Source organism: Nonomuraea pusilla, from assembly GCF_900109355.1.
Lineage (GTDB): Bacteria > Actinomycetota > Actinomycetes > Streptosporangiales > Streptosporangiaceae > Nonomuraea > Nonomuraea pusilla.
Window position 1 is genome coordinate 206,596 of the sequence record NZ_FOBF01000014.1, and the last position, 21,989, is coordinate 228,584.

General features: G+C 72.2%; 18 protein-coding genes. 1 reads left to right on the top strand and 17 read right to left on the bottom strand.

Annotation, left to right across the window (positions count from 1 at the left end):
* Nucleotides 1-47: 47 nt before the first annotated feature.
* From BMX74_RS27210 to nadD, 3 genes are all read right to left on the bottom strand, one after another.
* A complete protein-coding gene (locus BMX74_RS27210; protein WP_055506255.1) occupies nucleotides 48-695 on the bottom strand; it encodes a histidine phosphatase family protein in 648 nt (215 codons plus the stop codon).
* The gene (gene rsfS / locus BMX74_RS27215; protein WP_055506256.1) at nucleotides 692-1,087 is read right to left on the bottom strand and encodes a ribosome silencing factor; all 396 of its coding nucleotides are present in this window, start codon (nucleotides 1,085-1,087) and stop codon (nucleotides 692-694) included. The genes BMX74_RS27210 and rsfS overlap by 4 nt, the downstream gene beginning before the upstream one ends.
* 90 nt (nucleotides 1,088-1,177) lie before the next feature.
* On the bottom strand, nucleotides 1,178-1,795 hold the full coding sequence (gene nadD / locus BMX74_RS27220) for a nicotinate-nucleotide adenylyltransferase (RefSeq protein ID WP_082535335.1): 618 nt from the start codon (nucleotides 1,793-1,795) through the stop codon (nucleotides 1,178-1,180).
* Nucleotides 1,796-1,891: 96 nt separating this feature from the next.
* On the opposite strand from nadD, the gene BMX74_RS27225 reads away from it, so the two are divergent.
* Nucleotides 1,892-2,905, top strand: a complete 1,014-nt coding sequence (locus tag BMX74_RS27225) for a M48 family metallopeptidase (RefSeq protein WP_055506378.1) — start codon at nucleotides 1,892-1,894, stop codon at nucleotides 2,903-2,905.
* Nucleotides 2,906-2,967: 62 nt separating this feature from the next.
* On the opposite strand, the gene BMX74_RS27230 is transcribed toward BMX74_RS27225, so the two are convergent.
* The 14 genes from BMX74_RS27230 to BMX74_RS27295 all read right to left on the bottom strand — a co-directional run bounded on the left by BMX74_RS27230 (nucleotide 2,968) and on the right by BMX74_RS27295 (nucleotide 21,528).
* On the bottom strand, nucleotides 2,968-4,944 hold the full coding sequence (locus tag BMX74_RS27230; protein WP_055506257.1) for a serine/threonine-protein kinase: 1,977 nt from the start codon (nucleotides 4,942-4,944) through the stop codon (nucleotides 2,968-2,970).
* Nucleotides 4,945-5,106: 162 nt separating this feature from the next.
* Nucleotides 5,107-6,390: a glutamate-5-semialdehyde dehydrogenase gene (locus BMX74_RS27235; protein ID WP_091103560.1), complete on the bottom strand. Its 1,284-nt coding sequence runs from the start codon at nucleotides 6,388-6,390 to the stop codon at nucleotides 5,107-5,109.
* A gap of 58 nt (nucleotides 6,391-6,448) precedes the next feature.
* Complete coding sequence (proB, locus tag BMX74_RS27240; protein ID WP_218154073.1) at nucleotides 6,449-7,567, bottom strand: glutamate 5-kinase; 1,119 nt, start codon at nucleotides 7,565-7,567, stop codon at nucleotides 6,449-6,451.
* A 118-nt stretch (nucleotides 7,568-7,685) separates the two neighbouring features.
* Nucleotides 7,686-9,035: a GTPase ObgE gene (obgE, locus tag BMX74_RS27245; RefSeq protein WP_055506259.1), complete on the bottom strand. Its 1,350-nt coding sequence runs from the start codon at nucleotides 9,033-9,035 to the stop codon at nucleotides 7,686-7,688.
* Nucleotides 9,036-9,199: 164 nt separating this feature from the next.
* Entirely contained in the window at nucleotides 9,200-9,457 is a 258-nt protein-coding gene (gene rpmA, locus BMX74_RS27250; RefSeq protein WP_020546367.1) for a 50S ribosomal protein L27, read from the bottom strand.
* A gap of 15 nt (nucleotides 9,458-9,472) precedes the next feature.
* A complete protein-coding gene (rplU, locus tag BMX74_RS27255) occupies nucleotides 9,473-9,775 on the bottom strand; it encodes a 50S ribosomal protein L21 (RefSeq protein WP_055506260.1) in 303 nt (100 codons plus the stop codon).
* Nucleotides 9,776-9,978: 203 nt separating this feature from the next.
* Nucleotides 9,979-12,957 (bottom strand): Rne/Rng family ribonuclease, encoded by a 2,979-nt coding sequence (locus BMX74_RS27260; RefSeq protein WP_091103561.1) that lies wholly within the window; start codon nucleotides 12,955-12,957, stop codon nucleotides 9,979-9,981.
* A 144-nt stretch (nucleotides 12,958-13,101) separates the two neighbouring features.
* Nucleotides 13,102-13,854: a TIGR03936 family radical SAM-associated protein gene (locus BMX74_RS27265; protein ID WP_337959862.1), complete on the bottom strand. Its 753-nt coding sequence runs from the start codon at nucleotides 13,852-13,854 to the stop codon at nucleotides 13,102-13,104.
* Between the two features lie 154 nt (nucleotides 13,855-14,008).
* The gene (locus tag BMX74_RS27270; protein WP_055506263.1) at nucleotides 14,009-15,919 is read right to left on the bottom strand and encodes a TIGR03960 family B12-binding radical SAM protein; all 1,911 of its coding nucleotides are present in this window, start codon (nucleotides 15,917-15,919) and stop codon (nucleotides 14,009-14,011) included.
* A gap of 27 nt (nucleotides 15,920-15,946) precedes the next feature.
* Nucleotides 15,947-17,113, bottom strand: coding sequence for a rod shape-determining protein RodA (rodA, locus tag BMX74_RS27275; protein WP_091103563.1), 1,167 nt, complete (start codon nucleotides 17,111-17,113; stop codon nucleotides 15,947-15,949).
* Nucleotides 17,110-19,155, bottom strand: a complete 2,046-nt coding sequence (mrdA, locus tag BMX74_RS27280) for a penicillin-binding protein 2 (RefSeq protein ID WP_091103564.1) — start codon at nucleotides 19,153-19,155, stop codon at nucleotides 17,110-17,112. Before mrdA ends, rodA begins: the two co-directional genes overlap by 4 nt.
* Nucleotides 19,152-19,622 (bottom strand): rod shape-determining protein MreD, encoded by a 471-nt coding sequence (mreD, locus tag BMX74_RS27285; protein ID WP_236714978.1) that lies wholly within the window; start codon nucleotides 19,620-19,622, stop codon nucleotides 19,152-19,154. The genes mrdA and mreD overlap by 4 nt, the downstream gene beginning before the upstream one ends.
* Entirely contained in the window at nucleotides 19,616-20,497 is an 882-nt protein-coding gene (gene mreC / locus BMX74_RS27290) for a rod shape-determining protein MreC (RefSeq protein ID WP_055506266.1), read from the bottom strand. The genes mreD and mreC overlap by 7 nt, the downstream gene beginning before the upstream one ends.
* A complete protein-coding gene (locus tag BMX74_RS27295) occupies nucleotides 20,497-21,528 on the bottom strand; it encodes a rod shape-determining protein (protein WP_055506267.1) in 1,032 nt (343 codons plus the stop codon). The genes mreC and BMX74_RS27295 overlap by 1 nt, the downstream gene beginning before the upstream one ends.
* Nucleotides 21,529-21,989 lie beyond the last annotated feature (461 nt).

Genomic DNA, 21,989 nt, shown 5'->3' on the forward strand with positions numbered 1-21,989 from the left:
CCCGCTTGCGGCGCTCCGAGAGCATATAACCATCCGCGCCGATTCGCCTAATCGCGCCCGGCTCCGCGGCCTTCGGCGTCGGGCGAGTCGTCGCTGCTGATCGGCTCGGGCAGCGTGCCGGCGTTGTGCTCCAGCAGCCGCCACCCCTTGCGCCCCTCCTCCAGGACGGACCAGGAGCAGTTGCCGAGGCCGCCGAGGGCGGACCACAGCTGCTCGGGCAGCCCCAGCAGCTCGCAGATGCCGAGCCGCAGCGCGGCGCCGTGCGAGGCGACCACCAGCAGGCCGTCGTCGGCCAGCCTGGCCGCCCAGCGGCGCATGGCGAGGGCCACGCGCGTGGCGACCTCGGCCACGGGCTCGCCGCCCGGCGCGTCCCAGGCGACGTACTCCTCGGGCCAGCGGGCGGCGATCTCGTCGCGGGTCAGGCCCTCCCACTGGCCGCCGCCGCGCTCCCTGAAGTCCTTGTCCACGGCGACGTCCAGGCCGACGAGCCGGCCGAGCGCGAGCGCGGTGTCGTTGGCCCGCTGGAGGTCGGAGGAGACGATCAGGGTGGGGCGCAGCGCGGCGAGCAGCGAGGCGGCCCTGGCGGCCTGCGCGAGGCCGGTCTCGTCCAGGGGGATGTCGGAGTGGCCCTGGAAGCGGTGCTCGACGTTCCACAGCGTCTGCCCGTGGCGGAGGCAGACGATCCTCTTGCTCAAGTGCGCGCCCGCTGGATGCTGGCGTGCGTGACGCTCTCGGGCAGGGAGATGGCCGGGCAGTCCTTCCAGAGGCGCTCGAGCGCGTAGAAGGTGCGGTCCTCCTCGTGCTGGACGTGCACGACGATGTCGATGTAGTCGAGCAGCACCCAGCGGCCCTCGCGCTCACCCTCGCGGCGCACGGGCTTGGCGTCGGCCTCGGTGCGCAGCCGCTCTTCGATCTCGTCGACGATGGCGCGGACCTGCCGGTCGTTGGTGGCGGAGCAGAGCAGGAAGGCGTCGGTGATGACGAGCTGCTCGCTCACGTCGTACGCGAGGATGTCATCCGCCAGCTTGTCGGCCGCGGCCTCGGCGGCGATCTGGATCAGCTGGACGGCTCTCTCGGATGCGGTCACGATGCGGGTCTGTCCTCCTGTGTCGGCAGCATGCCCATACTTGAGGGTACCCTTCCGCCCCGCCGCCCCTCACGTACGGCGCACGCCGCATCAGCCTTTAGTGCGATAAAGCCCGCGCTTGTTGATGTACTGCACAATCCCATCGGGCACCAGGTACCAGATGGGCTCCCCCTTGGCCACGCGCTGCCTGCACTCCGACGAGGAGATGGCCAGCGCCGGGATCTCCAGCAGCGTCACCTTGCCCTCGGGCAGCCCGGGGTCGTGCAGCGTGTGCCCCGGACGGGTGCAGCCCACGAAGTGCGCCAGCTCGAACAGCTCGTCGGCGTCCTGCCAGCCGAGGATCGCGCCGAGCGCGTCGGCGCCGGTGATGAAGTACAGCTCGGTGTCGGGGCCGTAGAACTCGCCGATGTCGCGCAGGGTGTCGATGGTGAAGGTCGGCCCCGGCCGGTCGATGTCCACCCTGCTGACGGAGAAGCGCGGGTTGGAGGCGGTGGCGATGACCGTCATCAGGTAGCGGTCCTCGGGCGCCGACACCGCGCGCTCGGCCTTCTGGTACGGACGCCCGGTCGGCACGAAGACGACCTCGTCCAGCTCGAAGTGGTGTGCGACCTCGCTGGCTGCCACGAGGTGGCCGTGGTGGATGGGGTCGAACGTCCCGCCCATCACCCCAACCCGCCTAATACCTTGCACACCAGGAGCATTCATCATGAAACGGACCTTACGCGGACGCTCCACCCCAACATGATGGCACCCCCCTCGGTGATGGCCGCGCATCCCACCCCTCGCGGACGTAGCATGCCGGGCATGACGACCACCCCGGACCGCAACCGCGTCCAGCTACCCGGCATCTCGTCCCGTGCCTACGAACACCCCGCAGACCGGTCCGCCCTGGTCGCTCTGCGGAAACTGAGTGGGTTCGACACGGTTCTCAAGCAGATGTCCGGCCTCGTCAGCGAGCGCCGCCTGCGCCTGATGCACCTAGCGTCGGCGGTGCGCGTGAGCGAGACCCAGTTCCGCTCCATCTACGACATGGGGCGCGACGCGGCCTACACCCTCGACCTGCACCGCATCCCGGAGATCTACATCCAGCAGGATCCCCAGGTCCAGGCCAAGGCCATCGGGTTCGACGACCCGTTCATCGTCGTGACGACCGGCCTGCTCAACCTCATGGACGAGGAGGAGCAGCGCTTCGTCATCGGCCACGAGACCGCGCACATCCTCTCGGGACACGCGGTCTACCGGACCATGCTCGACATCCTCACCCGCCTGGCCACCCGCGTGGCCTGGATCCCGCTCGGCTACATCGGCCTGCGCGCGATCGTGGCGGGGCTGGAGGAGTGGTACCGCAAGTCCGAGCTCTCCTCCGACCGAGGCGGCCTGCTCACCAGCCAGAACCCCGAGGCGGCCAAGCGGGCCCTGATGAAGCTCGCCGGCGGCGCCTACACCCACGAGATGAACATCGAGGCGTTCCTGGAGCAGTACCAGGAGTACGACACCGCGGGCGACCTGCGCGACGGATTCCTCAAGGTGCTCAACCTGCTCGGCACCACCCACCCGTTCGCGGTGGTGCGCGTGGCCGAGCTCGACAAGTGGCAGCGCAGCGGCCAGTACGACCGCATCATCGGCGGCGACTACCCCCGCAGGGAGGACGACGCCAACGCCCGCGTGACCGAGGAGATCAAGGCGGCGGCCGAGTCCTACCGCGCGTCCTGGTCGCAGTCGCAGGACCCGTTCATCGGGGTGCTGCGCGACGTGGCCGAGGGCGCGGTGAACGCGGGCGAGCGCATCTTCAACCGCTTCTCCCGCCGCGACGGCTGACCCGGCCCCCGCCGGGGCGGGCGCGACAGGAGACTCGCGACAGGAGAGTCACGGCGGGAGGCTCACAGCAGGAGCGCGATCGCGCGCACCGCGGCCGCGCACAGGGCGACGAACCCGCCCAGCACGGCCAGTGCGCGCAGCCCTTCCCTGCGCAGCTCCGGCAGCCGGGCGCCGATCCGCTCGATCTCGCGGCCGGTGATGCCGCCGCACAGCATGCCGAACACCACGCCCGCGACCGTCACCGGCGCGGGCTGCTGCCACCAGTCGGAGGTGATCTGACCGCCTCCCGTGGCCCACAGCGCGCCGCCCGCCGCCACCGCGACCGGCACGCCCGGCCACACCACCGCCGTGGCCGCCGAGCCGGTCAGCGCGAACGGGAAGCACAGCGTGCGCAGCGCCGCCCTGGCCCGGCGCGTGGCGCGGTTGCGCACCATCCAGTGGCTCATCCACAGCGCCCTGGTCAGCACCACGAACGCCGTGGTGATGGCGATGGAGGCGATCGGCCAGATCACCGTCGCCACCACGCACGGCACCGCGAGCACCGCGAGCAGCATCAGCGCGCCGCTGCCCGCGGGCAGCGTCGTGGACGACTCCGCCCGCAGGCCCGTCCTGCGCGGCGCCTGCGTCCTGCCGCGCACCGCCTCGGCGGCCCGCGCCCTGGGCACGGGCGCCTTCGCCTCCCCCGCGGCGCGGGTACGCGGCACCGGCGTCTTGCCCTCGGTCACCGCGCGCACGCGTGACGCCGGCGCCTTGCTGTCGGCCCCCGCCGCCTGCGCCCTGGTGACGCGGGGCGCGGGCACCTTCCCCTCGGTGTTGGCGCGGGCGCGGGCGGCGGCCCCCTTGCCGTCGGCCGTCCCGCGCGTGCGCGGCGCCGGCACCTTGCCATCGGCGCCGGTGCGCGTGGCCCGCGGGGCGGGCTGCTTGGCCTCCTCCGCCGCGCGGCCCCGCGCGGCGCCCTTCGCCTCCTCGGCGGCACGCGCCCTGGCCGCCGCTCCCCTGGGCTCGTCGGCGGCGCGCCTGGCCGCCGTGCCCCTCGCCTCGTCGGCGGCTCGGCCCCTCGGAGAATCGGAGGTGCGGCTCCTCGCCGAGTCGGCGGTGCGGCTCCTCGCCGCGCCCCTGGCGTCGTCGGCCGCCGGCGGCGTCTCGCCCGCCTCCTGCCCGCCCGCCGCCGAGGCGGCGGCCGTCCCGCCGCCCTGACCGGCGGACGCGCCCCCGGCCTGCCCCGCGGCCCCGTTCGCGGCCGCGCTCGTGGCGCGGGCCAGCCGCGACAACCTGTCGGCCAGCAGCGCCGCCGTGGGACGCTTGCCCGGCTCCCTGTTCAGCGCCGCCCGCACCAGCGGCAGCAGCGCCACCGGGACGCCCTTCAGATCGGCCTGGCCGTTCAGCACCGCGTACATCTGCGCCTCGGCCGTGCCCCTGCCGAACGTCGGCCGCCCGGTCGCGGCGAACGCCACCGTCGCCGCCCACGCGTACACGTCGACGGACGCGTCGACCGGCTCGTCCGCGAAGATCTCGGGGGCGGTGTAGCCCGGCGTGCCGAGGAACGTGCCCGTCATGGTCAGCCGGGTGGCGTCGAGCACCTGCGCGATGCCGAAGTCGATCAGCACGGGACCGTGGGAGCCCATGATGATGTTGCCCGGCTTCAGGTCGCGGTGCACCACCCCGGCCGCGTGGATGATCGCCAGCGCCGCGGCGATGCCCTGCGCCAGCTCCAGGAGCTGCGCCATGTCGAGCGGCCCGTGCTGCCTGACCTGCTCCAGCAGGGTGACGCCGTCGATGTTCTCCATCACCAGGTACGGCCGCGCACCCGTCAGGTCCGCGTCGAGCACCTTGGCGACGTACGGGCTCTCGACCCTGCGCAGCGCCCGGACCTCGCGCTCCAGCCGGATGCGGGACATCTCGTCCTCGGCCAGATCGTGCAGGACCTTGAGCGCCACGCGCTCGCCACGACGGGCGCTGGCGAGGTACACCTCACCCATGCCACCCCGGCCGAGCCGTTCCAGCAGGGTGTACGGCCCGACCTTGCCGAGCTTGCTCACCGTCCCTCCCCGCTCGGCGCGCCCATAAGGGACACAACCCTAGCGCCGTGACGGGAGCGCGCGCCCGCGGCGCGCCGAGACTTTGCCGCCCGGTCTGATCGCGGAGCGCGCCGCGGGGCCGCCCGGCCCCGCCCCGCGACCGCGATCAGGCCCGCCGTCGCCTCACCCCTGATCGGGACGCGCCAGCACCGAACCCTCGGACGTGCGCAGATGCCCCTCACCCGTGTACACCCACTTGGTGGACGTCAGCTCGGGCAGCCCCATCGGGCCGCGCGCGTGCAGCTTCTGCGTCGAGATGCCGATCTCCGCGCCGAACCCGAACTCGCCGCCGTCGGTGAACCGCGTCGAGGCGTTCACCGCCACCGCCGCCGAGTCGACCAGCGCCACGAACCGGCGGGCCGCCTGCTGCGAGCGCGTGACGATGGCGTCGGTGTGGGCCGAGCCGTAGCGCCTGATGTGGGCGACCGCGTCCTCCAGCGAGTCGACGACGGCGGCCGCGATGTCGAGCGACAGGTACTCGGCGCGGAAGTCGTCCTCGGTGGCGGGCACGACGTCGCCGTGGCGGGCCACCCGCTCGTCGCCGTGCACCGTCACCCCAGCCTCGGCCAGCGCCGCCAGCGCGCGCGGCAGGAACGCGGCGGCCACGTCGGCGTGCACGAGGAACGTCTCGGCCGCGTTGCACACCGACGGCCGCTGCGTCTTCGCGTTCAGCAGGATCTCGACGGCGAGCCCGAGGTCGGCGTCGGCGTCGACGTAGACGTGGCAGTTGCCGACGCCCGTCTCGATCACCGGCACCGTCGACTCCTCGACCACCGAGTTGATGAGCGACGCGCCGCCGCGCGGGATCAGCACGTCCACCAGGCCGCGGGCGCGCATCAGCTCCTTGACCGAGTCGCGCGAGCGCCCCGGGACGAGCTGCACCGCCCCCGCCGGCACCTCGGTGCCCTCCAGCGCCTCCTGCATGACGCGGACCAGCGCCGTGTTGGAGGCGTACGCGCTGGACGACCCGCGCAGCAGCACCGCGTTGCCGCTCTTCAGGCACAGCGCCGCGGCGTCGACGGTGACGTTGGGCCTGCCCTCGTAGATGATGCCGATGACGCCGAGCGGCACCCTGAGCTGGCGCAGCTCCAGGCCGTTGGGCAGCGTGCCGCCGCGCACCACCTCGCCCACCGGGTCGGGCAGGTCGGCCACCTGGCGCACCGCGTCAGCCACCGCCGCCACCCTGGCCGCGTCGAGCCGCAACCGGTCGATCATCGCCTCGGACGTGCCCTGCTCCCTCGCCTGCTCGACGTCCTTGGCGTTGGCCTCGACGATCTCGGCGGTGCGGGCGACCAGCGCGTCGGCGACGGCACGCAGCGCCCGGTCCTTCGGCGCCCGCGGCAGCGGGGCCAGCTCGGCGGCGGCCTCTCGTGCCGCGCGGGCGACCTTCAGGAACTCCTCGGACATCGGCGTGCTCCTCGTCAAGGCTTCGTCGGGCCCGCCGACGTGCGGCGGACCGACCGGCTTACGTGTGAGCTTCCAGTATGACGATGTCGTCACGGTGGATCAGCTCGCGTTCATATTCCGGACCGAGGGCGCTGGCCAGCTCTCTCGTGGAGCGGCCGAGCAGGCCGGGGATCTCGGAGGCGTCGAAGTTCACCAGGCCCCTCGCCACGACGAGACCCTGCGGCCCGCACAGGTCGACCGGGTCGCCCGCCGCGAACTCGCCCTCGACCGACGTTACCCCGGCCGGCAGCAGCGACTTGCGCCGCCCCACGATGGCCTCGACGGCGCCCTGGTCGAGATGGAGGCGGCCACGCCCGGTGGTGGCGTGCGCGAGCCACAGCAGCCGCGTGCCCGGGTGGCGCCCGCCGGGGTGGAAGTAGGTGCCGACCTCGGCCCCCGACAGCGCCTGCGCCGCGTGGGCCGCCGCGGTGAGCACCACCGGCACGCCCGCGCCGGTGGCGATGCGCGCCGCCTGCACCTTGGTGATCATGCCGCCGGTGCCGACGGCCGCGCCGTTCCTGCCCAGCTCGACGCCCGTGAGGTCCTCGGGCCCCCGGACCTCGGACAGCCTGCGCGAGCCGGGGCGGCTCGGCGGGCCGTCGTACAGCGCGTCGACGTCCGAGAGCAGCACCAGCGCGTCGGCGTGGATGAGGTGGGACACCAGCGCGGCCAGCCGGTCGTTGTCGCCGAAGCGGATCTCGTCGGTGGCGACCGTGTCGTTCTCGTTGACGATCGGGACGATGCCGAGCTCCAGCAGCCTGGCCAGCGTGCGCTGGGCGTTGGCGTGGTGGGCGCGGCGCATCATGTCGTCGGCCGTCAGCAGCACCTGGCCGACGCGCAGGGCGTACCTGGCGAAGGACGAGGTGTAGCGGGCGACCAGCACGCCCTGGCCCACGGAGGCCGCGGCCTGCTGCGTGGCCAGGTCACGCGGTCGCGCCGACAGCCCGAGTGGCCCGAGGCCCGCCGCGATCGCCCCCGACGACACCAGGACGATCTGCGTGCCCGCCTTGCGGCGCGCCGCCAGCACGTCGACCAGGGCGTCGACCCGGTCCACGTCGATCGTGCCCTGGGGAGTCGTGAGCGAGGAGGAGCCTACCTTGACGACGACCTTCGAGGCTGAGCCGATCCGTTCCCGCACGTCTGGAAGCCTATCCGACCCGGCGGATCACCCGATCTGCCCTCGCCCCCTCAGCCGCCCGGCCTCCCCGGCCGAGGCGGCCGCGCCGCCCGAGGCAGCCGGGCTTGAGGCGATCGGTCTAGAGGCGGCTGTCGGTGCCGCGCGGGCCCTGACGCACCGACTCCGCGTTGAGCGTCGGCTGCCAGTCGAAGACGTAGCCGCCCTCCATCGACCCGATCACGACCTCCGCCCCCGGGGTCGCGCCCGCCTTGAGCAGCTGCTCCTCGACGCCGAGCCGCTCCAGCCTGTCGGCCAGGAAGCCGACGGCCTCGTCGTTGCTGAAGTCGGTCTGCCTGATCCAGCGCTCCGGCTTCTCGCCGGTCACCTGGAACTGGTTCTCGCCGACCTGGCGCACCGTGAACCCGGACTCGCCGAGCTGCCTCGGCCTGATCACCAGCCGGGTCGGCTCCTCGACCGGCTTGTTCGCGCGGGCCGCCGCCACCCACTCGCCCATCGCGTACGTGAACTCGCGCAGCCCCTCGTGCGTGGCCGCCGACACCGTGAACACCTTCAGCCCGCGCGACTCGAACTCGGGGATGACCATCTCGGACAGCTCCCTGGCGTCGGGCACGTCGGCCTTGTTCAGCACGACCATCCGGGGCCGGTCCTCCAGCTTCCCGTACGCCCGCAGCTCGGCCTCGATCACCTCGTAGTCGCTGACCGGGTCGCGGCCCGGCTCCATCGTGGCGCAGTCGATGACGTGCACGAGCATGTCGCACCGCTCGACGTGGCGCAGGAACTCGTGGCCGAGCCCCTTGCCCTGGGAGGCGCCGGGGATCAGGCCGGGCACGTCCGCGACCGTGAAGACGGTGTCGCCCGCCGTGACGACGCCAAGGTTGGGCACCAGCGTCGTGAACGGGTAGTCGGCGATCTTCGGCTTGGCGGCGCTGAGCGCGGCGATCAGCGACGACTTGCCGGCGCTGGGGAAGCCGACGAGCGCCACGTCGGCCACGCTCTTCAGCTCCAGCATCACGTCGAGCTGGTCGCCGGGCTCGCCCAGCAGCGCGAAGCCGGGGGCCTTGCGCTTGGTCGTGGCGAGCGCCGCGTTGCCGAGGCCGCCGTGGCCGCCCCGCGCGATCACGTACCGGGTGCCGGCGCCCACGAGGTCGACCAGCACCTCGCCCGTGGCGGCGTCCTTGACCACGGTGCCGTTGGGCACGGCCAGAATGACGTCCTCGCCGTTCGCGCCGTCGCGGTTGGAGCCCTGCCCCTGCTTGCCGTTGTCGGCCTTGCGGTGCGGGCGCCGGTGGTACTCCAGCAGCGTCGCCGTGTTGGGATCGACCTCGAGGATCACGTCGCCGCCGCGGCCGCCGTTGCCGCCGTCGGGGCCGCCCAGCGGCTTGAACTTCTCCCGGTGGATGGAGGCGCACCCGTTCCCCCCGTCACCGGCCTTGACATGCAGAACCACCTGGTCCACGAAGTCCGGCATCCAGCACTCCTCCATCGGCCCCCGGTGGGGGGGCGTCACCTCTGACCTCTGATCGCGGCCCGCCGCTGCGGCGGGCCGCGCCCCGGGGAGAACTCCCCGGAAAACGCTCAAGGGGCGGATCGCAAGCCGATCCACCCCTTGGCTGAACTCCGAACGGCGGGAGATTACTCCGCGACCGGAACGATGCTGACCGCGCGACGCCCGCGCTTCACGCCGAACTGGACGTGCCCGGCGGTCAGCGCGAACAGCGTGTCGTCGCCGCCGCGGCCGACGTTGTCGCCCGGGTGGAAGTGGGTGCCGCGCTGACGGACGATGATCTCGCCCGCGTTGACCAGCTGGCCGCCGAAGCGCTTGACGCCCAGGCGCTGAGCGTTCGAGTCACGGCCGTTCCGGGTGGACGACGCGCCCTTCTTGTGTGCCATCTCTCAAACTCCCGATCAGGCCTGGTCGATACCGGTGATCTTCACCTGGGTGTACCGCTGACGGTGACCCTGGCGCTTCTTGTAACCGGTCTTGTTCTTGTACTTCAGGATGCGGATCTTCGGGCCCTTGGTCTCACCGAGGATCTCGGCGCTGACCGTGAACTTGCCCGCCTCCGTGGTCACGTCGCCGTCGTTGACGACGAGCACCGTCGGCAGCGTAACCGAAGAGCCGACCTCGCCGGCGACCTTGTCCACCTCGAGGACGTCACCGACGGAGACCTTCTGCTGCCTGCCGCCGCAACGAACGATCGCGTACACCGCGGAACCCTTCTACTGACTCACTGAATGCTGCGCCCGGCATTCGATCACTGTCTGGAAACCGACGAACCGAGTAGGCGCGCGAACAGAGCGCGTCACTGGACGCACCGGTTCACCAGGGTACCGGATGATCGGTGCCCTAGGCGAACCGGACGGATCGTCAGATGCCCGCCGAGCGGGCGCTCCCTCACGGGAGCGCCTGGCTACTCTGCGGACTTGGCTCGGCGGGAGCGTCGCCGCCCCCTGCCAGAAGTCTGGCCGGCCTGGTCGTCCTCAACAGGGACGTCTTCAAGCGCACCGGTCACGGTATCACGGCCCGCGGAGTCCTTGGCCGCGGAAACCTTCTCCGCGACCGCCTTCTCGACGGCCATCTTGCCCTGCGTGCCGCGCGGCTCGGGCTTGGCCTCGACCGGCTCGGTCGAGACGATCAGCCCGCGCCCGTTGCAGCACTCGCACGCCGTCGAGAACGCCTCCAGCAGCCCCTGACCGACCCGCTTACGCGTCATCTGCACCAGGCCCAGCGAGGTGACCTCGGCGACCTGGTGCTTCGTCCTGTCGCGCGCCAGGCACTCCAGCAGCCGCCGCAGCACCAGGTCGCGGTTCGACTCCAGCACCATGTCGATGAAGTCGATCACGATGATGCCGCCGATGTCGCGCAGCCTGAGCTGACGGACGATCTCCTCGGCCGCCTCCAGGTTGTTGCGCGTGACCGTCTCCTCCAGGTTGCCGCCCTGGCCGGTGAACTTGCCGGTGTTGACGTCGACCACGGTCATGGCCTCGGTCCTGTCGATCACCAGCGAGCCGCCGCTCGGCAGCCACACCTTGCGCTCCAGCGCCTTGCCCAGCTGCTCGTCGATCCGGTACGACTCGAACACGTCGCCCTGGTCGCCGTCCCACTTCGACAGGCGCTCGCCCAGGTGCGGGGCGACGTACCTGACGTACTCGTCCACGGTGTCCCAGGCGTCGTCGCCCTGGACGACGAGCGAGCTGAAGTCCTCGTTGAACACGTCCCGGATGACGCGGACGGTCAGGTCGGGCTCGGCCGACAGCAGCTCGGGCGGGCTGGCCGACTTGGCCTTCTTCTGGATGCTCTCCCACTGCGCCGACAGCCTGGCCACGTCACGCGCCAGCTCCTCCTCGGAGGCGCCCTCGGCCGCGGTGCGCACGATCACGCCGGCGTTCTCCGGCATGACCCTCTTCAGGATGCTCTTGAGCCGCGTGCGCTCCTTGTCGGGCAGCTTGCGGCTGATGCCGGTCATCGACCCGTCGGGCACGTACACGAGGTAGCGGCCGGGCAGGCTGATCTGGCTGGTGAGGCGGGCGCCCTTGTGGCCGATCGGGTCCTTGGTGACCTGCACCAGCACCGACTGGCCCGACTTCAGCGCCGACTCGATGCGCTTGGGCTGGCCCTCCATGCCCGCGGTGTCGAAGTTCACCTCGCCCGCGTACAGCACGGCGTTGCGGCCCTTGCCGATGTCGACGAACGCCGCCTCCATCGACGGCAGCACGTTCTGCACCTTGCCGAGGTACACGTTGCCGACGTACGACTGGCTGGCCTCGCGGTTGACGTAGTGCTCGACGAGCACGCCGTCCTCGAGCACCGCGATCTGGGTGCGGTCGCCCTGGCGGCGCACCACCATCATCCTGTCGACCGACTCGCGGCGCGCCAGGAACTCGGACTCGGTGATGATCGGCGGACGCCTGCGGCCGAGCTCGCGCCCCTCGCGGCGGCGCTGCTTCTTGGCCTCCAGGCGAGTGGAGCCGCGCACGCTCTGCACGCCGTCGGTGGCGATGTCCAGGGACGCGGCGCGGCCCGAGCGCGGCGCGCGGATGCGCACGACCGTGTTCGGCGGGTCGTCGCTCGACGGCTCCGCCCCCTCCTCGGCGCCCCTGCGGCGGCGGCGGCGACGGCGGCGCGAGGTGGAGGAGTCGGACTCCTGCGCCTCCTCGGGCTGCTCCTCCTCGCCCTCTTCCTCGTGCTCCTCGCCCTCGTCGGACTCGTCGCGCTCGCGGGTCCTGCCGCGGCCCCTGCCGCCCCTGCGACGGCGGCGGCGACGGCCGCCGCCCTCCTCCTCCTGCTCGTCGGAGGTCTCGTCCTCGATCTCCTCGGCGTGCTCCTCGTCGAGCTCGGCGAGCTCGGAGTCCTCCTCCGTCTCCTCGAACTCCGCCTCCTCGGGCTCCGCCTGCTCGGCGGGCGGCTCGGGACGGCGCGTCACCGCGGGCGCCGCCTGGCTCGGGTCGGGCGCCTGGAACAGCGGCGCGAAGATGGCCGCGGGACGCCGGAACGTCGCGCCGGGAGTGTCCTGCCGGTGGGCGGACAGCCCGAACGGGTCGGCCAGCAGGTTGGGACGCGCGGGCTCCTCGACGAGCTCCTCGCCCGCGGGCTCGTCGTCGAGCGGCTCCTCCTCGGGCAGGACCTCGAGGATGTCCTCGCCGCCCGCCGTCGCGGCCCGCTCGGCGGCCTGAGGAGCCTCGCCGGCGGCCCGCGGCCCGGTGGTGCCGGGGACGCCCGCCGGGGCCTCCACGGCCGCCTCAGCGGCCTCCTGGACGGCTTCGGGCGCCGCCTCCTGCGGCTCGGCCTTCTTCCGGGTACGGCGCCGCTTGGGCGCCTCCTCGGCGGCCGGCGCGGCCTCCTGCTCCGCGGGCGCGCCCTGAACGGCGCTCCCCGCCACCGGCTCGGACGGCGCCTCAGCCGCGGCCTCCGCGGTCTCCGCCTCGGCCGCCTTCTTCGTCGTGCGCTTACGCGCGGTCGTCGCGGTGGACCGCGTCCTCGTCGTCCTGGTGGCCCTCTTGGGCTTCTCCTCCTCCGCCGTGGCGGCGGCGGGCTCACCGGCCGGCTCCGCCTCCTGGGCCGGGGCCGTGCCTGAGCCGTTCACGGAGACCACGGCGGCGCTCACGTCACCCGCCGGCGCCGTACGGACCTCGGCCTCCCGCTCCTCGACCGGCGCGGGCTCCCCCGCGGCGCGCTGCGCGGCCGTGCTCGGCAGCGGTCTTCCCTCCGTCACCGACGGCGCCGCCTGCGCGGCGGGCACGGTGACGGGCACGTCGGCCGGCGCCTCGGGAACCTCCGGCGGCGGCCCCGCGGGGCGGCTGGCGGAGCGGCGGCGCGCGGTCACCTTGGGCTGTTCAGTTGTCTCCCCGTCAGGGCCAGTGGCCCCGGCGTTGGGCTCGTTCTCGAGCATGCGGGCGCTCTCCCGTCAGCTCCCGGGCGCGTCGCCGCGCCGCGCAGGAGCCATCGTGTCTCGTTGTCCGCCCGCGCCCCCACAGCGGAGGCGCGGGCGCCAAGTCCTGTCAGCGGTGGCGCCCCGCTCTCGCAGGGCACCGCCTTAACCGGCGACGTGCTCACCCACCGGCCCCGCCTCGCCGCCGCGCGTCGTGTCGCGGTCCAGGTCGAGCGGGTCGGCAAGCGCACCGGTGCTGGCGTCGAGCGGCCCCTGCGCCAGCCTGGTCACCTCGGGGGGGACCGGCGGCGCGAAGTCGGCCACAAGGCGCAGCCCTGTGAGCACATCGTCGGGTCGAACGGCAGGCGTCATGTGCCGAACAACCATGCGCAGTATGACACACGACTGTCCGCCCACCTGAGCTGCGGTTCTGTCTGTTCCCTCGGACACCACGAGCGACACCACGGCCTCGCGCGCGTCGAAGCGCCGGGGCCCCTTCTTGGTGAGACGCTCGACCTCGACGGCCTCCGCGGCGAGGAACTTCTCCACCGCCACGAGCGCCGGCCCGTGGTCGGCGCCGCGCAGGCGCACCTCCCAGTCGGAGAACTCCAGGCGGTCGGCCAGGCTTCCACTGCCCGACTCCACGACGTCGAGGACGTCGAGCCCCGGCGGCAGCGACTCGTCCAGTGCGGACCGGACCTGCTCGGGGTCGCACGGCGTGGTGACGCCGATCTCGAGGTACTCGGCTTCGCTGGCGACGCCGGTCGGCGCCGCGCCCGCGTAGGAGATCTTCGGGTGAGGCGAGAAACCCGCGCTGTAGGCCACCGGAATGCCGGCACGGCGGACCGCCCTCTCGACGGCCCGCGAGATGTCGCGGTGACTGGTGAAGCGCAGGCGGCCGCGCTTGGCGTAGCGCACACGCAGGCGCTGCGCCGTCGGCGCGGGCGGTGGCCCCTCGGGAACAGGTTTCAGAGCTTCGTGTCCTTCCCTTGTCAGAGTTCCTTCGTCTCAGGATAAGCCGCCCCGGCCGATGGCCGTGTACGCCGAGGTACGGGCCGCCCACTGAGCGCGGCTACACCACGGTGAGAGGAAGGAGTTTCCTGCCCGTCGGACCGATCTGGATCTCCGTGCCCATGGTGGGGCAGACACCGCAGTCGTAGCACGGCGTCCAGCGGCAGTCCTCGACCTCGCCGCCCGAGACGGCGTCCTGCCAGTCCTGCCAGAGCCACTCGCGGTCGAGGCCGGCGTCGAGGTGGTCCCACGGCAGCACCTCGTTCTCCTCGCGCTCGCGCGTGGTGTACCAGCCGACGTCGACGCCGCACCTCTCGGCCGCGGCCATCCACCGCTCGTACGAGAAGTGCTCGCTCCAGCCGTCGAACCGGCCGCCGTCCTCCCACACGGCCCTGATCACCGCGCCCACGCGGCGGTCGCCGCGGGACAGCAGGCCCTCCACGATGGACGGCTTGCCGTCGTGGTAGCGGTAGCCGATGGCCCTGCCGTACTCCTTGTCGCCCCTCAGCGCGTCGCGCAGGGCCTTGAGCCGGCGGTCGACGGTCTCGTGGTCGGCCTGGCCCGCCCACTGGAACGGCGTGTGCGGCTTGGGCACGAACCCGCCGATCGACACCGTGCAGCGGATGTCGCGCGACCCGGTGGCCTCGCGGCCCGCCTTGATGACCTTCTTGGCCAGGTCGGCGATGCCGAGCACGTCCTCGTCGGTCTCGGTGGGCAGCCCGCACATGAAGTACAGCTTCACCTGCCGCCACCCCTGCGAGTAGGCGGTGGTGACGGTGCGGATGAGGTCTTCCTCGGTGACCATCTTGTTGATCACCTTGCGCATGCGCTCGGAGCCGCCCTCGGGCGCGAACGTCAGGCCCGAGCGCCTGCCGTTCCTGGAGAACTCGTTCGCCAGGTCGATGTTGAACGCGTCGACCCTGGTGGACGGCAGCGACAGCGACGTGTTGGTGCCCTCGTACCGGTCGGCCAGGCCCTTGGCGACGTCGCCGATCTCGGAGTGGTCGGCCGACGACAGCGACAGCAGGCCGACCTCGTTGAAGCCGGACTCCTTGATGCCGTTCTCGACCATCGCGCCGATCGTGGTGATCGAGCGCTCGCGCACCGGCCGCGTGATCATGCCGGCCTGGCAGAAGCGGCAGCCGCGCGTGCAGCCGCGGAAGATCTCCACGCTGAACCGCTCGTGCACCGTCTCGGCCAGCGGCACCAGCGGCTTCTTCGGGTACGGCCACTCGTCGAGGTCCATCACGGTGTGCTTGTGCACCCGCCACGGCACGTCGGGCCGGTTGGGCGCCACCCGCTTGATGCGGCCGTCGGGGTGGTAGTCGACGTCGTAGAACTTCGGCACGTACACGCCGCCGGACTCGGCGAGCCGCATCAGCAGCTCGTCGCGCCCGCCCGGCCGGCCCTCGGCCTTCCACTCGCGGACGACCTCGGAGATGGCGATGGCGATCTGCTCGCCGTCGCCGAGCACGGCCGCGTCGAGGAAGTCGGCGACCGGCTCCGGGTTGAAGGCCGCGTGGCCGCCCGCGAGCACGATCGGGTCGTCCTCGCCGCGGTCGGCGGCCCTCAGCGGGATGCCGGCCAGGTCGAGGGCGGTCAGCAGGTTGGTGTAGCCCAGCTCGGTCGAGAACGACACGCCGAACACGTCGAAGGCGCGTACGGGCCGGTGGGCGTCGACCGTGAACTGCGGGACGCCCTCGGCGCGCATCAGCGCCTCCAGGTCGGGCCAGACGGCGTAGGTGCGCTCGGCCAGTGTGCCGGGCAGTTCGTTGAGGATCTCGTACAGGATCGCGACGCCCTGGTTCGGCAGCCCGACCTCGTACGCGTCCGGGTACATGAGCGCCCATCGCACGTCGGCGGAGTCCCAGTCCTTGACGGTCGAGTTGAGCTCACCTCCGACGTACTGGATGGGCTTCTGCACCTTGGGCAGCAGCGCTTCCAGGCGAGGGAAAATCGACTCGACAGGCATGACGTCCAGCGTAGCGGCGCGGCCGGGCTAGTCGAACACGCGCCGCCGCACCCTGATCGCCTGCAGCAACCCCACGGCGATGAGGTTGGCGAACGTGGAGGTGCCGCCGTACGAGACGAACGGCAGGGGCAGGCCGGTGATGGGCATGATCCCGATGGTCATCCCGATGTTGACGAACGCCTGGAACGCCAGCCAGCACACGATCGTGCCGGCCACCAGCGTCCCGAACCTGTCCTCGCACTCCCTGGCGATCTTCAGCGCGCGCAGCAGCACCACGCCGAGCAGCACCACCACCGCCAGCGACCCGACGAACCCGAACTCCTCGCCCGCCACCGTGAAGATGAAGTCGGTGTGCTGCTCCGGCACGAACCTGCCGGTCGTCTGCCCGCCGCCCAGCAGCCCCTTGCCGAGCAGCTGCCCCGAGCCGATGGCGATGAGCGACTGCGTGCTGTTGTAGCCCACGCCGCGCGGATCGACGCTCGGGTCGAGGAACGCCGTGAACCGCGCGATCTGGTACGGCTCCAGCATCTGGAAGTGGAACACGGCGAAGATCCCGGCCCCGGCGACCGTCGCCAGCAGGATGATCCACCGCTTGCGCACGCCCGAGATGACCAGCCCGCCCGCCGTGATCACCGCCAGCACCAGCGCCGTGCCGAGGTCGGGCTGGAGCATCACCAGCCCCATGGTCACGCAGGCCGCGACCAGCGCCAGCACCACGTCGAGGTTGCGCGGCCTGTCGCTGCCCTCGGCGGGCTGCGCCAGCAGCATCGCGATGATCAGCAACAGCCCGACCTTGGCGAACTCCGACGGCTGCACCGCGAACCCGCCGCCGAGCAGGATCCACGAGTGGGAGCCGTTGATCGTGGCGCCCAGCGGCGTGATCACCAGCCCGAGCCCCGCCAGGGAGACGAGGAACACGAGCGGCGCGTACGCCCGCATCGCGCGGTGGTCGACGCTCGCCACGACCATGCAGAGGATGACCCCGATGACCTGGTTGAGCAGGTGCTTCTTCACCAGCCCCGTGGCCCCGGGCGCCCACGTCCTGGTGGACGACCACACGAGCAGCGTGCCGAGCACGGACAGCCCCAGCACCGCGACCAGCATCAGGCCGTCGAACCTGCGCACGATCGAGTCGGTGCCCATCGCCCGCCGCACCAGCGAGGGCCGCCTGAGCGTCACGGCGCGGTCGATCATTCCCTGATCACCGTCCCGTCCGGCGCGAAGCGCGGCAGCCGCGACACCGGCCTGCCGCCGGGCAGCGCCGCCGGGCCCTTGATGCCGTAGATGCCCTCGTAGATCTCCCTGACCGCGGGCGCCGCGGTCTCGGCGCCCATGCCGCCCTGCGACACCATGACCACCACGACGAACTGCGGGTGGTCGGTGGGCGCGAACGACGCGAACCACGAGGTGTCCTTCTTGCCCCACACCTCCGCGGTTCCGGTCTTGCCGCCCACCCGGACCCTGTCCATGGGGAACCCGGCGAACGCGCCAGCCGCGGTGCCGTCGGACGCCACGTCGCTGAGCGCCCCCTTGATGTAGAGCCGTTCCTTCTCGCTGAGCGGCAGCTTGCCGACCACCGGCACGTCGAACGTCTTGACCACGGTCCCGTCGGGACGCACCTGCGCCCAGGCGATGCGCGGGCTGCGCAGCCTGCCGTCGCCCACGAGCGCCATGTACGCCCGCGCGAGCTGCACGGGCGTCACCAGCACGTCGCCCTGCCCGATCGAGAAGTTGGCCGAGTCGCCCGGCCGCAGCAGGAACCCCTCGGTGCAGTTCTCCAGCGCCAGCCGCTTGAGGAACGCGGCCCGCGCGGCGTCCTTCTCCTCCGGGTAGCCGGTGCGCGACCGCTTGCAGCTGATGGCGCTCGTCCGCGCCCACAGGTCCTTCTTCCAGGCCCGGTCGGGGATGCGGCCGGAGGACTCCCCCGGCAGGTCGATGCCGGTCGGCTTGCCGAAGCCGAACGCCCTGGCGGTGTTCGCGAAGATCTCCTTCGGGTGCTTCTTCGGGTTGCGCCCGCCGTCCTTGAGGTACTGCTCGTACGCCGCCCGGTAGAAGATCGTGTCGCAGGACTTGACCAGCGCCGTGTGCAGGGACATCGTGCCGAGCCCCTGCCCGCGGAAGTTGTTGAAGGCCCGGTCGCCCACCATGTACGACCCCGGGCAGTCGTACGTGCCGTTCAGCGGGTACCCGGCGCGCAGCATCGCCGACACCGACGAGATCTTGAACGTCGAGCCGGGGGCGAACTGCCCGTTGATCGCCCGCGAGACCAGCGGCTTGCCCGACTTGTCCGACAGCAGCCACTGGTAGCCGCGCGCCGAGATGCCGCCCGCCCAGATCGCCGGGTCGTAGCCGGGGGCGCTGGCCAGCGCCACGACCCGCCCGGTGCGCACGTCGAGCACGACGCCCGCCGCGCCGTCGGCGCTCGGCTGGGCCTTCATGGCGTGCGCGAGCGCCTTCTCCACCACGGCCTGCACCCGGGAGTCGATGCTCGTCACGATGGTGTCGCCCGCGACGGGCGCCGTCTGCTCCTCGACGCCGAGCGCCTTGCCCATGCGGTCGACCTGCACCCTGCGCAGCCCCGACTTGCCGCGCAGCTCGTCGTCGTAGACGTACTCCAGCCCGTCGCGGCCCGCCAGGTCCACGCCGGAGAAGCTGGCCTTGAGCCCCTCGCGCTTCTCCAGCTCCGCCTCGGTGACCGGCTGGAGGTAGCCCAGCATCTGCGCGCCCGCCCGCCCGCCCGGGTACTCGCGCACCGAGTGGACCTCCGCCGTCACGCCCGGGAACTCCTCCTGCCGCTCCAGGATCTGCAGCGCCTCGCGGGTGCTGACCTTCTCGTCCAGCGGGACCGGCTGGTACGGCGACCCCGTCCAGCACGGCTTGGGCACCTTCGGCGCGCACGGCGTGATGCGCCGCTGCAGGTCCTGCACCGGCCTGCCGAGCACCTTCGACAGCTTGGCCAGCACCCCGGCCCCGCCGTCGGGCGTCCTGGCCAGGCGCGTCCTGTCCACGGAGACCACGAGCGCGGTCTTGTTGCGCACCAGCGGCCGCCCCGACGCGTCGAGGATCTGCCCGCGCACGGCCGGCACGAGCACCGTACGGGTCCGCGTCTCGGTCGCCCGCTGCACGAACTCCTGCCCGCGCACCACCTGCACCTGCCACAACCGCCCCGCCAGCACCACGAGCAGCGCCAGTACGAGCACCTGCAGCACCAGCAGGCGCGCCCGCATCCGCATCATGCGAGCAGCTCCTGGCGCGGCCGGCCGCGCGTCGCCAGCCACACCACGACGGGCGCCACGACCAGCGTGTAGACGACCGTCACCGGCACCTGCTCCGTGAGCGTGGACAGCGTCACCCGCGGGTCGGACATCAGCGCCGCCAGACCCGCCGCCAGCAGCGGCGCCATCAGCACGCACAGGACGACCGTCGTCACCGGCCCGCCGGCGCCGCGGCCCGCCACGTACCCGACCAGGGCGAAGACGAACGCGTACTGGCCGAGCAGGTGCGCGGTGGGCGGCACGACGTCCACCAGCAGCCCCGCGCAGAACCCGAGCACCGCGCCGGCCGTGGGACCGCGCACCAGCGCCGCGCCGACCACCGCCAGGAGCACCAGGTCGGGGGTGCCCCCGGCGGGCAACGGCAACCGGTTGACGACCATGACCTGCACCAGCAGCGCCAGCAGCACGAACAGCGCGGCGATCACCACGATCCCCCCTTGCGCGGCAGCAGCGCGTCACGCGGATCGCGCTTCGGACCCTGCACCACCACGCCCACCACGTCGAGCGCGGTCAGATCGGCGTACGGCCTGGCGTAGGCGATGCGCGTCAGCTCGCCCGGCGTCGACTCGACCTGCTCGATCACCCCGATCGGCACGCCAGGCACGTACGGCCGGCCGTTCTGCGAGCCGAAGCTGACGATGCGCGTCCCGCGCACCAGCTGCGCGGCCGAGTCCAGCAGCCTGAACTGGATCAGCCTGCCCTGCTCCCCCACCCCGTGCACGACGCCGATCTCCTGCCCGCCCTCCAGCCTCGCGCCCGCCGACGCCGCCGGGTCGCTCAGCAGCATCACCGTGGACGTGGTCGCCGACGCGTCGACGACCCGGCCGATCAGCCCGTCGCCGTTCAGCACCGTCATGTCGGGACGCACCCCGTCGGCCGTGCCGACGTCGATCTGCACGGCGTCCTCGAAGCCGGGCTGGCCGCGCCTGGCCAGCACGTTCGCGGGCACGACCGTGAACCCTCCGGTGCCCGAGAGCCCGAGCAGGCGCTTCAGCTCGGCCGAGCGCGCCTCGTCGAGCCGGGTCGCCGACAGCCCGGCCCGCAGCCTCGCGTTCTCCGCCTTGAGCTGCCTGATCCGCTCCTGCGCCTGGGGCGCGGTCGCGACGGCCTGGACGAACCCGGTGACCGGGCGGGCGAGCCCGCCGCCGAACCGCTCCGCCGCGCCGAACAGCCACGCCCCCGCCGTACGCAGCGGGCGCAGCGGCGAGCTCTCGCCCGCGCGGTGATCGACCGTGAGAAGGACCAGCGCCGCCGTCAGCAACGCCCCCAGAATCAGCCGGGACCGGCGCGTGTCTCTCATCATCAGTGCCGCGACTCCGGCACGAGCACCTGCTGCAACGCCTCGAACTCCTCGGCGCACCGGCCCGAGCCGATGGCCACCGAGTCGAGCGCGTTCTCCACGAGGTGGACCGGCATGCCCGTCTCGACCTTGACCCGTTCGTCCATGCCCTTGAGCAGGGCGCCGCCGCCGGTGAGCGCGATGCCGCGGTCCATGATGTCGCCCGACAGCTCGGGCGGGCACCGGTCGAGGGTGGCCTTGACCGCGTCGACGATGGTGTTGACCGGCTCCTCGATGGCCTTCCTGATCTCCTCGCCGGAGACCACGATGGTCTTCGGCAGCCCGGTGACCAGGTCACGTCCGCGGATCTCCGCGTGCGTCTCCTCGCCGTCGGGGCAGGCCGAGCCGATCGCGATCTTGATCTCCTCGGCGGTGCGCTCGCCGAGCATCAGGGAGAACTCCTTCTTCGCGTACGTCATCACCGCGTGGTCGAGCTCGTCGCCCCCGACCCTGATGGACTCGCTGGTGACGACGCCGCCCATCGAGATGATCGCCACCTCGGTGGTGCCTCCGCCGATGTCGACGACCATGTTGCCCGTGGGCTCGTGGACGGGCAGGCCGGCGCCGATCGCCGCCGCCATGGGCTCCTCGACGATGTACACCTTCCTGGCGCCCGCCTGGTACCCGGCCTCCTTGACGGCCCGCTGCTCCACGCTGGTGATGCCGCTGGGCACCGCGATGATGATGCGGGGCTTCGCAAAATGAAACCGGTTGTGCACCCTTTGAATGAAATATCGCAGCATGCGCTCGGTGACGTCGAAGTCGGCGATCACGCCGTCCTTCAACGGCCGCACCGCCACGATGTTGCCGGGCGTACGGCCGATCATCCGTTTGGCCTCGATCCCCACCGCCACGATCTTGCGACTGGCGGTGTTGATCGCGACGACGGAGGGCTCGTTGAGTACGATGCCCCGGCCGCGCACGTACACCAAAGTGTTGGCGGTGCCCAGATCGACCGCCATGTCACGGCCGAGGAACGCGAGCTTGCTGCCCATGGGGAACGGAGCCCTCCGTAATGTCGTTCGCGAATGACTACGGATCGGATGTGAATCGTAACGTGACGTACCCACCTCCAACCGGAATGAGCCAGCGCGCCCCCCAAAAATCTCCAGTCCCTACCCCAACCCGAACTTTGCCCGGATTGCACCACAAGCCCCGATCACCCGAACGCCCCCCAGCCCCGCACCCTCCAGCGCTGTGGCAGCGCCGGTCGCCGGATTCCTGGCCGCCGTCGCCCGGACGGCGGCCGGACGCCGGAGCAGCCCCAAGACAGCGGTGGTCCTGAAACGCGGAGCGCCCGCTCAGCCGTGGAGGCTGGCGGGCGCAGAAGGCGGAACGACGGCCGGACGAGAGGCCCGGAACCGGCTGGGGCAGGGCCGGGCGAGAGGCCCGAAACCCAGTGGGGCCACGGCGGACGAGAGGCCCGAGACCGAGTCGGACCACGGCCGGACGAGAG